The organism is Morganella psychrotolerans, assembly GCF_965118875.1.
Classification (GTDB): Bacteria; Pseudomonadota; Gammaproteobacteria; order Enterobacterales; family Enterobacteriaceae; genus Morganella; species Morganella psychrotolerans_C.
Genome location: NZ_CBCPJD010000015.1, coordinates 84,417 through 96,964, shown reverse-complemented (window position 1 = coordinate 96,964; position 12,548 = coordinate 84,417). Strand labels below are relative to the sequence as shown.

Sequence of the window (12,548 nt, the reverse complement as noted above, 5' to 3'; positions counted from 1 at the left end):
GTTGTGAGAACAAATAAAGTCGTATGGAGTGAGGGACTGTTCCTGCGCCCTCAGCTATTCCAACAGCAAGAACGTTATTTTGAATATATTGCTCATAAACGTGCAGCGACCATTAGTCCATTCTTCTGGGGTTTTGCACAATACGAGATTGACCGTGAGGCGCTGTCTTATGGCAAGTTAGTCTTACGTTCAGGGCAGGGCGTTTTTCCGGATGGTACACCATTCGGGATCCCCGGTCATGATGAGCAACCGGAACCCTTAACCATTACAGCCGAGCATCTCGGAAAGATGATATATCTGGCTGTACCACTGCGTCTTGATAACAGTGATGAAACTATTTTTGATGAATTTGATGCAAGTTCATTAGCACGTTTCAATTCATTTGAAGAAGAGATTAATGATACCAACTCCGTACGCCAGGGACCGAAACCGATCCAGCTGGCGCGTATGCGTTTGCGCCTGATGGCGGAAACAGAAATGACGGAATCATGGATTGGTATTGCGCTGGCTAAAGTTAAAGCGATTCAGCCTGACGGCAGCGTGTTGCTTCACTTTGAAGATCATATCCCTCCGGTTACCGGCTACGCCGCAAACTACCTGCTGATGGAGTGGATAACCCACTTAAACGGTCTGGTAAAAATGCGTGCGGATATGCTGGCATCCCGTCTGGCATCCAGTGATGGTAAAGCCAGCGCCAGTGCGGAAGTTGTGGATTATCTGTTATTACAGATTTTCAATAAATATGAGCCGATTTTAAACCATCTGCGCCATATTCCGGAAACGGCACCCATCATTATTTATGAAGAACTGGCAAAATTCGCGGGAGAATTATCTACATTCCTGCGGGCAAAAACCCGCCGGCCGAATGTTGCCCCGGGCTATGATCATGCCAATTTATATGCCTCTATCCGCCCGCTGGTGGATGAAGTTCATGGCCTGCTCAATCAGATGCTCGTCCGTTCCGGTCAGAGTATTCCGCTGGTACGTCAGGAGCATGGTGTCTGGACTGCGTCGGTTATTCCGAGCGAATTGCGCGGCTTCTCCAACCTGGTACTGGCCGCATCATCTCAGTTACCGCTGGATGTTATGCAGCATCAGTTTGTGGCACAGACGAAGATCAGTTCGCCGCATAAACTCCAGGAACTGGTACGTTCTCACCTGCCGGGCCTGATTTTACGTAACCTGCCTGTACCACCAAGACAAATACCCTATACCTCCGGGTATCTGTATTTTGAACTGATGAAGCAGGGGCCTTACTGGGAAAATATTCTCAACAGTGGATCCCTTGCCCTTCACGTTGCCGGGGACTTCCCGGGGATACGGCTTGAGCTCTGGGGCGTGAGGGATTAATGAATCTGTTTAATGACAATTACGGTGATGATCCGGATCAGACCAAAAAAGGGTCTGACGGCGCATTAACGGATAATCAGGAAGAGCAGACCCCCCAGTCGATGGGGGCTTTTTTGCATGATGACGGTAGTTTCTTTGCCCCGCTGGACAGTGATCCACTGGGCATGGGCGCGGAAGCGATCGATTACCGTGATCTTGCAATTAAGAGTGAAAGCATCCAGGCCCGGATTCAGCGTGTAAGCCGGGCAGAAGATCCGTTACTTGAAGCTGTGCAGCCATTACTACGGGCGCTCAGTGAACTGCCCGATCAGGTCTCTGACCTGAAACAGGTGGAAATTCTTAAAAAAAGCCTGAAGAACGAAATTGCCACCTTTACGGCAGTGTGTGATGCCGTGAGTATTGCGTGGCAGAAAATGGCGATTATACGTTATGCCATTTGTACCGCAATCGATGAATCTGTTCACTCAAAAGCCTGGGGTCTGGCCTCCGGCTGGTCTCAGAGTAACCTTCTTAACCACTTTGAAGGGGATAACGACGGGGGGAATAAATTTTTCCTGCTGATTGGCCGCTTATCCATGAACCCGCAGGAATACACGGATGTACTGGATATCCTTTCCCGTATTCTCGGCCTCGGGTTTGAAGGCCGCTACAGTATTATTGAAAACGGCGATCGTCAGCTGAATAAAATCCGTCAGCGCCTGCTTTCATTACAGCAGAGCACCAGAGACTCTGTACCGGCAGCCTTATCGCCGAATGCGACAGTGACTCAGGATGATAATGAAGTGCGCCGGGTTTATTTACCTGTTCGTATCTCAATGATTATCAGCGGCTTTATTCTGATCAGTCTGTTTGCACTCTTCAAATACTGGCTAATGGTTGATCTCGGTGAATTTAATGACCGGGTCGCCTCGCTCAAACGCGGTGAACTGAAACAGACCCAACTGGCAATAGCTGTACCACGGATGCGCCTGGCTATTCTGCTGAAAGATGAAATCGCCAAAGGGTTGGTCACAGTGGATGAAACAGGTCCGCAAAGTATTGTGACGTTCCGTGGTGATGCCATGTTCCTCTCCGGGAAACAGGAAGTTAAACCTGAAATGGACAGTATCCTTGTTCGCGTAGCTGATGAAGTGAAACGCGTCGACGGTAAAGTGGTTATTTCCGGCCATACTGACTCGGTTCCTATCGGGCGGGCGAAGTTTGCGAGTAATGAAGAATTGTCACTGAAACGGGCAGAATCTGTGGGTCAGTTCTTTGTACAGACCGGGATCCCTTCTCAGGACATTCAGACAAAAGGCATGGGGGCTTCACAACCTGTCAGCAGTAATAAAGATGAGCAGGGGCGTGCGCTGAACCGGCGTGTTGAAGTTTATGTTACCTATCTGTGAGTTTTAAAAATGTCATTCTGGAATAGAACATTTGCACTACGGTTTACAAAAAGAGTCCTGATTTTTCTCTTCTTTTTGTTATTAGCCGCCATTATATGGTACCTGGGACCGACATTCGGCTACGGCGAAATCCGTCCGCTCGAAGACAGCACATCACGGATCACGTATATCGTGTTGCTGGCTGTCGTATTTGTCGGGCTATGGTGCCGTGTTCCGTGTTTCCTGCTCGGGGTACTGACGGTCTGCGTCACATTCTGGGTTTTCTCGCCATACCTGTTGCTTGGCGAGTCTTATCCTTTTGAGGAGACGACCCCGCGTCTGATTGTTATCGGCGTTATCACGCTGGCGACGCTGCTGTATTGCGTCTGGCTGCTGATCTCTATGTTGCGCTTCAATCCGGAAAAATTGGATCGCTTCTTTAAAGGCAGAAAAGACGATTCCGTAAGGGTGGAACGTTACCGCGAGGTTGTTGCTATCATTAACAACGCCGCACGGTATGTCGCATACACCGGTCGCAAAATTTCCCGCTGGAGCCATTTCTGGCGTCCCAAAAAAGTAGTTTACGACCTGCCGTGGTACATGATGCTGGGTCCGAAGGACGCAGGGAAAACCACCGCTATCCTGTCATCGGGTCAGGAATTCCCGCTGCCGGAACAACTGCTGCGTGTCTCTAAAGAGAGCACCCCGACCACAAACTGTGAATGCTGGTTTACCAACGAAGCTATTTTTGTTGATACTTCCGGTAAATACATCAATGAACTTGATGAAAACAGCGGTGAGTGGGATGCCTTAGTTAAAGCCATCAAGAAAAACCGTCCGCTGAAATCACTCAACGGTGTGGTCGTGACAATTCCTGTCACTGATCTGATGGGCAAAGATAAAAAAGAGCTGTATGCATTATCGTCAAAATTCAGAACACAGCTGGATTTTCTGCGTCATGAGTTAGGTGTCCGCTTCCCGGTGTATGTACTGATCACCAAAATGGATATGGTGTCCGGTTTTGATGAATACTTCCGGTCCCTGACACTCGAAGAGCGTGATCAGATCTGGGGCTTCACACTGCCGTTCGGTGAGAAGAAGAAGAAATCGGATGCAGTTGTCGAGATCCGCGATGTCCTGCGCAATGAATTATCCGGGTTGGAGAGCCGCCTCGATAAAGATATGACCGCACGTATGCTGGATGAATATGATGTCACCACGCGTAAACGCATGTATCAGCTGCCACAGGATTTCCGTTTACTGGCGGATGCCATCACCGAGTTTGGTCAGAATGTTTTCTCACCATCCCGCTATGATGACACGCAGAAATATACGTCACTGCGCGGTATTTACTTTGCCAGCAGCACGCAGTCAACGATGCAGTCACTGCTTAATCCGCATACCATTGTTCAGAAATGGCGTGATATGGCGAGCAGCCTGGAAGGTAAAGATGTTATTACTGATAAGGCTGAGGATACGGAAGATCGTCTCGTTCAGGAAACCGTCAACGGTAAGCATTTCTTTCTGAAACAGCTGTTTGATAACTTTATCCGTGATCGCAATCTGGTGCGCTATAACCTGGCACTGACTGCGAAGTACCGTTTCCAGACGCTTGCCGGACATCTGTTATGTATCCTGCTGACTATCTGGTTATGTTATGCACTGGTGAACAGTTATCACAATAACCGTGTCTATCTGGATGAAGCGAACGAGAAAGTCGAACAGGTATCGACAGTCGTGAATGAGTATCTGGAAACGAACAGCGACGGTCTGCTGGCGAAAATGCTGTCACTGACGCAGGATATTCCGGTTCTGGGTGTGTTTGACTTTAAAGATCCGCGTCTCTCTTATCGTTACGGCCTGTATGTCGGGTTTGATATTCAGGAAGAATCGGACAAGATTTATCAGTATTTCCTGCAACGCTGGCTGCTTTTCTCTCTGGAAAAAATGGCAGAGAAGTCCCTGTTTGATGCGGTGACGACTGATAACCAGGACATTATTTACGATAAGCTTAAAACGTATCTGATTCTGCACGGTGAAGGGAAATTTGATAAAGATTACCTGATTAAATCACTGACAGAAGAAGCACAGACAACACATATGATTGAGAATTATGGTCAGACTATTGTCTTTGTTTCTCATCTGGAAGAATTGTTTAACGATCCGAAATGGAATCAGTACAACTCAGAGATTAATGACCGTCTTGTTGCGGCAGCCCGTGTGGTTCTGCAAAAAAAGCCGTTAGCCTCCCGCCTGTATCAAAAGGTTAAAGAACAGGCGATGACAGAGGCGCCTGAGAACATAACCTTGTATAAGCTTAGTGGTGATCAGTTAGGCAGTATTCTGGAAGTCAGCGATGAAACACTCGCAGTTAATGGTATTCCCGGCATTTTTACCAATGCCGGCTATCATCAGGTTTTTAAAAAAAAACTGACAGAGTATGTGAAAACTATCCAGTCTGAGGATAGTTGGATCACCGGACAAAAAAACGAAGGCCGTAAAGTTGAGATTAAGCAACTGGACGGCTTCTATATGACGGAAACCGAAGAAGCCGTTCTGAAGCTCTATCTTCAGGAATATGTGGCAACGTGGAATCAGTTCCTTAACGGGATCCAGTTAAAAAAACTGGTCCCGGACGGGGCGGTGGGAAACGATACAACGTTTGATATGTATGCGTTGCAAATCCTCAGCTCGCCGGATTCTCCGCTGATTGACATGATGACGCAGATCGCACATGAGACTGCGGTATCGGTTGATTTTGCAAAACAGGAATCTGAAATGCCGGATCTTTCCCAGACGCAGGCAGGCAGGAATCTGACTACCGGACGGATGGGATCGGTTGCCCGTAACCTGAAAGATATTAAAACAGTAAAAGATGCGTTATCACAACGTGAGAAAAAGATCCTGTACGACAATGTGGATCGCCGGTTTGCTGCGCTGCATCGGTTAGTTAATCTGGATACATCACCAAAACCGGGCAACAGGGTGATGCAGGCCGGTCAGGGTAGTGATAACGGATTAGTTAAAATTATCAACATGTTAGGTGATCAACATAACTATCTGGTTATTAAAGAATCAACCATGGAAGACGGAAGTGCGCTGCCGTTTCCGTCAGAAGCTGAAAAACGGTTGAAAGCGGAGTCCAGGCTCTGGCCGGCACCGCTTAAAGCGATAATCATGCCGCTGCTGGGCGGGATATCAACAAAGCTCAGCCAGCAATTTACCGCGCAGAGCAATGAAGCAGTAAAACTTGAATTAGGCGACATGTGTGTCGCCTCTTTTCAGGGAAGCTATCCCTTTGCAAACAGCGAAGAGGAAGTCAGTCTTGAGGAGTTCGAAGTCTTTTTCGGGCCGAATGGCATCGTTGATGCCTATTTTAAAGAGAATATGGTGAAGCTGGTTGATACCACGACTTCACCATGGCGCTATAAGCGCGAAGATCTCCGCGGAAATGAAGATAAGGAGGTTCTGCGTTTTTTCGAGCAGGCCCAGGAGATCAAAAAAGCTTTTTTTCGTAATGGGATGAGTGAAAACATATCATTTAGTTTTACTGCAAGTATTCCGGCCCTGTCGCCGAGGATATTGCAGTTTGGCATGAATATTAATGGTACAAATCTGACGTATAAACACGGGCCGGTCTGGCCAAAATCATTTAAATGGCCTGAGGCGGATTCTGAAAATACGATTACGATGAATTCCGTTTCTGCAGATAACGCAGAAAGTAGTGATGAACGGGTGCTCATGGGAGAGTGGTCGTTATTACGCTGGATGGATATGGCCAGCGAGCAGAAAATGACATCAGCCGCTAAACAGATAATGGTTTATAAGTTTGGTGATCAGAAGGTCAGCATAAATATCAATGGATTGAACTATAAAGGAAAGCCGATTAATACAATGTTAAAGAAATTCAGATGTCCGACTTCTATTTAATGATAGGTATTTATAATTAAGACTGTTCGTCCACTTATTTAATTGTGGACTTTTCCTATTAATTATTAGAGCAATTTCTTTATATTGATAAATGGCTGCTCATTATGAAAATAAAAATAATTTTCTCAGGCTTAGGAAATAGTTCCGGAAGAAAAAAACGGAAGAGTAATCACGTGATTCAGCGTGTTATCCGGCAATGCAGCCATTTGAATATAAATCATTCACTGAATAGTAAGGTGATTGCTGAACATTTTCCGTGGTGTTTTGTTGTACCGGCATCAGTAAAGAAAGACACATTTTATCTTGGTGCTTTCAGCCTTCTCGACGATGGGAAATGCATTGTTCTGTACACAAAGACTTCAGATAAATGGATGATTAAGAATTTGAGTAATATATCTAATGTTATTTTTTGGTGTTCCAGAATAATAGCATTTCATATTGAAAATGAAAACAGTGTGATAGATGAAAAGAAATTAAGAAGTTGGGTTACGTCGCTGCAACGATATTACTCACCGTTATGGGAGTCAGTACTCTTAAAGTCACAGTTTCAGTTTAAGAACAACCTGGACGTACTTATATCTGAAACGACTTATCTGGATTGTAATATCAATGACAATGGAGGGGTTAGCGCGATGCCATGGATGAATTGGCCTTATTGTATTAAGTCTTTTGACTCTGCCTGGCTATGGCGTCTGAATCGGCAGGGAAACATTTTAGACTCAGTCAAAATAGACATCAGAAACATGGATGTCTCCGTTTAATTATGAGCTTAATACAAATTTGATTTGTATCAAACCAATTAGGTGTGAATATGCCTCGAACATTAACCTTGCATTGCTCGGCAATGCCCAACTTACTGGGTGAGCCGGGATTAGCAATATCGACGTTTGAGGGCGAGGAAGCCCTTTCAACGTTGTATCAGTATAAGGTGGTTGCGAAAACACCCGCAAACCCGAACATTCCGTGGCAGACCGCGGCAAATCTGGATCTGAAGAAATTTATCGGCCAGCAGATGACAGTCACCATCGAACTTGATGGTAACGGACTGGACACTGAGCGCGGAACCGGTAAAGGTCATCGTGAGATCTCAGGTCTTGTTGAGCGGGCCCGTTTTGTCGGCCGGGATGAAAATCAGGCAATGTATGAGTTTATCGTACGTCCCTGGCTCAACCTGACCACACTGACGTCTGACTATAAAATTTATCAGCAGAAATCAGTCGTCGATATTATTGATGAAGTGTTATCAACCTATCACTTCCCGATTGAAAAGCGCTTGTCGGCGCTGTATCCGCCGCTCGATTTCCAGGTTCAGTATGGTGAAACGGACTTTGATTTCATCCAGCGCCTGATGGAAGAGTGGGGTATTTACTGGTTCTTTGAACATGACGATATGAAAAACCGCCTGGTGCTGGTTGACCACGTCGGTGCTCATAAACGCACCATCAGCCCTGCCTACCATAAGCTGCGCTATGAATCAGATAAGCCGAAAGATGGTCAGGAATATATTGATCAGTTCCATGCTCAGGAAACAATTACATCGGGGCAATGGCTGACATCGGATTATGACTTTAAAAAATCCCGTGCAGATATTTCCGCACTGGATAAAAAGCCGCGTAAAACTAACTATAACAACTTTGAAATGTACCAATGGCCGGGTGACTATGATGATCCGGGTGTGGGTGAATTCCTGGCGCGTGTGCGCAGTGAAGAACAAGGTTGTCTTGGTGCTCGTTCTACTGGTTCCGGTGAAATCCGCTCCGTGGTTTGCGGTACGACATTTACGATGTCGAATTTCCCGCAGTCGAAAGCAAACCGTGAATATCTGGTTATTTCCAACCAGTTGCGTGCGACAGAAATTAACCAGCAGACGGACAGTGACGGCTTCAGCATCTATACCAGCTTTGTGGTTCAACCGACAACAAAAGTGTATCGTCCGCCACAGACAATTAGCAAACCAGTTACTCATGGTCCGCAAACAGCACTGGTTGTGGGGCCAAAAGGTGAAACGGTCTGGACTGATGAATACGGCCGCGTAAAAGTTCGTTTCCTGTGGGATCGCTATGGCGATAATACGGATGCTGACTCCTGCTGGATCCGGGTTGGTCAGGCATGGGCCGGGGATAACTACGGTGGGATCTATATTCCGCGTGTTAGCCAGGAGGTGATTGTTGACTTCCTGCACGGAGATCCTGATCGTCCGATGATTATCGGCAGTCTGTATAACAACGTGACACCGCCACCATGGGATTTGCCGGCAAACCGTACGCAAAGTGGTTTGATCAGCCGGACCATCGGCGGAGGTAAAACCAACTATAACGGTATTCGTTTCGACGATAAACCGGGGCTTGAAGAGTACTGGGAACAAGCCGAACGAAATATGCACCGCGTAACAAAACTGAATGAAGATCAGTTAATTGGTGTGAACCACACTCAAACCATTGGTGTGAATTCTGCTTCGACCATCGGGGTAAACCGTAGTGAGACGGTGGGCGTTAACAAAAGCAACATGGTTGGTGCAAACCGCAGTGAGATTGTGGGTGCAAACTACAGTCAGGATGTTGTCGGGTTATCAAACCGTGTTGTTGGTCTGTCAGATACGGTTATTATCGGCGGCGCTTATTTAGGTAACTTTGGTGCTGCACACGCCGTTAATATTGCGGCGGCCAGCTCGATGAACGTAGGTGGCGCTTATGCTATCAACGTCGGAGGTGCGTATTCAACTAACGTCGGAGGTTACCACTCCATTGCGGTTGGCGGTGCGATGCAGATGGGTGTTGGTGGTGCATTTGCACTGACATCCGGCGGGGAGCTGGCTATTGGTTGTCTGGGGTCGTTGGTTATTACCGCTGACTCTATCAAAATTAAAGCTAAAAGTGGCCTGATTATCGATGGTGCCTGTACTGAAATTAACCCGGGAGATAATGCTCATGCCCGTGGGTTTGGTACACAGCCGGGCAGCCCGGTAGCTATCGCTGCGCCGGCAGTACCGGGGTTACCGGGATTCTTCTTCTTTGCAATTGTTCCTGTACCGACAAAACAGCCACCAACACCGCCGCCAACTGAAACGGCAACGGCTACGTCGCCGGTAATTACGACAGAGTCACCGCCGATAACGACGATAACACCGCCGATAACGACGATAACACCGCCGATAACGACGATAACACCGCCGATAACGACGATAACACCGCCGATAACGACGATAACGCCGCCGATAACGACGATAACGCCGCCGATAACGACGATAACGCCGCCGATAACGACGATAACACCGCCGATAACGACGATAACGCCGCCGATAACGACGGTAACGCCGCCGATAACGACGGTAACGCCGCCGATAACGACACCAGACCCAAGCATAACAGTATCGGGATCAATACCGTTCTGATCGGTATAGCCCCTCAGGGGGCTATATCCCTGCACAAATATGGAAGTATAAGGAGAGAATATGTTACCAGCAGCACGAATGGGTGATGTTGCCTGTCACGGCGGATGTGTGGAAGCAGGGTCATGTAATGTAACAACCAATAATATTCCGCAAACATTTATCGGAGCACCGGTTTGCTGCTCTATCCACGTTAAATGTTGTATATCCAGTGCTTCATGTTCTGTCTTTGTAAACAATATTCCGGCTGCCCGTGCAGGAGATTGTGGCGGGTGTGGTACTGTTATTTCAAGTGGTTCATGTAACGTTTTTATCGGTCATTGAATCATGTTATTGCATTTTAACTGGCCGACCCGGAAAGGGTCGGTCAAACTGACTGAACAAAATACCATTGATAATCCGGTGATTATTAATGCATTCACTGCGAATGTATCATTACAGTCCAGGAACGATCAGGATACTGATGTTTTATTTTATTACACCAATACGGGGCCGGTTTTACAGAATACCTGCCAGGACCTGGTGTGTTTTGTAAATAAACAGCAGGTTCCTTTTGGTACAAAAGTCCGTTTAATATATGGGTCTACGGTTCAGATCGGACATTTTTCGCTTTCATTTGTTGCAGCTGAAAATAGTCAGTCAGCGTCTGTTATTGAAGCTTTAACTGAGCTGACACCGACAAAAATAGATTTCAGTAATATTGAAATTCACGAAATATTACCGCAGGGTGCGGGATTTATTTCAATGGAATATGCAAGTGAAGAAAGCAGAAAAAATGGAGATGCATTAAAAAAACTGGAAGTTGAATATAAGAAATTTCTTTTATGGGGAGAAATTGATTCTCTTCAGAATGAAGATAGCACTGCACAGGAAGCAAAATTAACAACAGACGATGATGGTAGTTTTGATTCACTTTGTGAGCAAATAAAAGACCTGAATCTGACTGAGTGTATTTTTGAAACGTCCGCATTTATGGAACGTGTCTGGCGCGAACTATCAACTATGGAAGAAGTCGATTTAACACAGGATGAGCATGAGGATTACGACATTCTCAGAATGTTGGCTCCGGATGGAATTATTCCGTATGCAAAAGACTCGGTTTCATCACTTGTTTCGAAGGAACTCTATAAATTAGGCTTAGATAGCCGTTTATAATTAATTAAGGATTTTGATAATGGCCACAACGCAAAAACTCTCTGATATTCTCTCTGGTTCATCACTGGATGAATTTTTTGAAGAGACGCTTAATAAGGTAAAACAACAGCCGAGTGACTTAGTTTTTCGTGAAACACTGTTTAAACTCTATTGCCTGAAAGGTTATTGGGAAAAGGCAATGGTTCAGCTGGAAACATGGTCATTAATTGATGATCACAATGATGATAAGCAGCTTGAGCTGTATAAAAATTTAGTCTTCAGCGAAATTTTACGTGAAGAGATCCTGAAAGGAAAGCGTGAGCCAATGACGCTGCAGCAGGAATTACCTGAGTGGATGAAATCTATCTGGGAAGCGAATAAATTACTGATTGAAAATAAATTAGATAAATCAGAAGCATTGCGTTTGCAGGCATTTGAAAATGCCCCGGCTGTTGGCGGTAGTGGTGAAACGATTGGTGATTTTGCCTGGATGGCAGATAACGACAGCCGTTTAGGGCCGATTTGCGAATTTATTGTTGCCGGTGGTTATCGCTGGGTTCCGTTTGCAGACATTGAAACCATCAATATTGTAAAACCCCGCGATTTGCTGGATCTTATTTGGATTCATGCTCAGGTTAAAGTCAAAAGTGATATTTTTTATGGCTATATCCCGGCTCGCTATCCTGTCCGTGATACAGACAGTGATAAAATCAAACTGGGTTTTGAAACTCAGTGGGATCAGATCTCTGAATATTTCCTGACAGGTAAAGGCGGGAAAATGGTTATCACTGATATGGGTGAATATCCGTTATCTGAGCTGAATAAAGTTTCTATGGTAATGGCAAATACTGAAACCGAAAATGTTGGATAACAAAAAACAATATCTGCCTGCATTGCTTGATCGGTTGATTGATGAACATCCGAAAGAGCGGCGTGAGCCTGTCGATAAATTTTATTTCGATTCGCGTAAAATGCGTTCGGTGATATTGCGTGATCTTCTTAATATTCTCGGCACTGAAAATACAGAAGGGCAATTACAGCGTTACAGTAAATCGCCGGTTGTAGACTCAGTTATTAATTATGGCATCGCTCCGTTAACCGGGGCGTATGCCCGCCAATTGACCTGGGAACAGGTCGAAGAAAAACTACGTAATGCGATATTACGTTTTGAAAGCAGAATTATTCCGGACTCACTGATTATTTCACCCCTGGCGGATAAAGACCAGTATGCTCAATACGGAGTGATCATTTTTGAAATAAGAACCCTGGTTTATTGGGATCCTTATCCGTTAGATTTACGTATTAACGGAACGTATGATATGGAAACGCAGCAGGTTAGTTTAAGTTACCGGTAAGTCTTTCTCATATGACAGGGAAAT

Annotated in this window: 8 protein-coding genes; all 8 read left to right on the top strand. The window is 45.8% G+C overall.

What is annotated here, in order from left to right:
* The first annotated feature begins 3 nt into the window (after positions 1 to 3).
* The 8 genes from tssK to ACMHKJ_RS15020 all read left to right on the top strand — a co-directional run bounded on the left by tssK (position 4) and on the right by ACMHKJ_RS15020 (position 12,524).
* Entirely contained in the window at positions 4 to 1,350 is a 1,347-nt protein-coding gene (gene tssK / locus ACMHKJ_RS15055; protein WP_067365478.1) for a type VI secretion system baseplate subunit TssK, read from the top strand.
* Positions 1,350 to 2,738 (top strand): type VI secretion system protein TssL, long form, encoded by a 1,389-nt coding sequence (gene tssL / locus ACMHKJ_RS15050; RefSeq protein WP_413495135.1) that lies wholly within the window; start codon positions 1,350 to 1,352, stop codon positions 2,736 to 2,738. Before tssK ends, tssL begins: the two co-directional genes overlap by 1 nt.
* Positions 2,739 to 2,747: 9 nt before the next feature.
* Positions 2,748 to 6,647, top strand: a complete 3,900-nt coding sequence (tssM, locus tag ACMHKJ_RS15045) for a type VI secretion system membrane subunit TssM (protein WP_413495133.1) — start codon at positions 2,748 to 2,750, stop codon at positions 6,645 to 6,647.
* Positions 6,648 to 7,458: 811 nt separating this feature from the next.
* A complete protein-coding gene (locus tag ACMHKJ_RS15040) occupies positions 7,459 to 10,038 on the top strand; it encodes a type VI secretion system Vgr family protein (protein WP_413495132.1) in 2,580 nt (859 codons plus the stop codon).
* Positions 10,039 to 10,098: 60 nt separating this feature from the next.
* Positions 10,099 to 10,359: a PAAR domain-containing protein gene (locus ACMHKJ_RS15035; RefSeq protein ID WP_413495130.1), complete on the top strand. Its 261-nt coding sequence runs from the start codon at positions 10,099 to 10,101 to the stop codon at positions 10,357 to 10,359.
* Between the two features lie 3 nt (positions 10,360 to 10,362).
* A complete protein-coding gene (locus ACMHKJ_RS15030; protein WP_413495128.1) occupies positions 10,363 to 11,190 on the top strand; it encodes a TagK domain-containing protein in 828 nt (275 codons plus the stop codon).
* Positions 11,191 to 11,209: 19 nt separating this feature from the next.
* A complete protein-coding gene (locus ACMHKJ_RS15025) occupies positions 11,210 to 12,040 on the top strand; it encodes a type VI secretion system accessory protein TagJ (RefSeq protein ID WP_413495126.1) in 831 nt (276 codons plus the stop codon).
* Positions 12,030 to 12,524: a type VI secretion system baseplate subunit TssE gene (locus tag ACMHKJ_RS15020; protein WP_413495124.1), complete on the top strand. Its 495-nt coding sequence runs from the start codon at positions 12,030 to 12,032 to the stop codon at positions 12,522 to 12,524. Before ACMHKJ_RS15025 ends, ACMHKJ_RS15020 begins: the two co-directional genes overlap by 11 nt.
* Positions 12,525 to 12,548: the final 24 nt, after the last annotated feature.

Bases quoted from the DNA above. Each gene is read 5' to 3' on its own strand.
- tssL (WP_413495135.1), top strand. From the start codon at position 1,350: ATGAATCTGTTTAATGACAATTACGGTGATGATCCGGATCAGACCAAA.
- tssM (WP_413495133.1), top strand. From the start codon at position 2,748: ATGTCATTCTGGAATAGAACATTTGCACTACGGTTTACAAAAAGAGTC.
- ACMHKJ_RS15040 (WP_413495132.1), top strand. From the start codon at position 7,459: ATGCCTCGAACATTAACCTTGCATTGCTCGGCAATGCCCAACTTACTG.
- ACMHKJ_RS15035 (WP_413495130.1), top strand. From the start codon at position 10,099: ATGTTACCAGCAGCACGAATGGGTGATGTTGCCTGTCACGGCGGATGT.
- ACMHKJ_RS15030 (WP_413495128.1), top strand. From the start codon at position 10,363: ATGTTATTGCATTTTAACTGGCCGACCCGGAAAGGGTCGGTCAAACTG.
- ACMHKJ_RS15025 (WP_413495126.1), top strand. From the start codon at position 11,210: ATGGCCACAACGCAAAAACTCTCTGATATTCTCTCTGGTTCATCACTG.
- ACMHKJ_RS15020 (WP_413495124.1), top strand. From the start codon at position 12,030: ATGTTGGATAACAAAAAACAATATCTGCCTGCATTGCTTGATCGGTTG.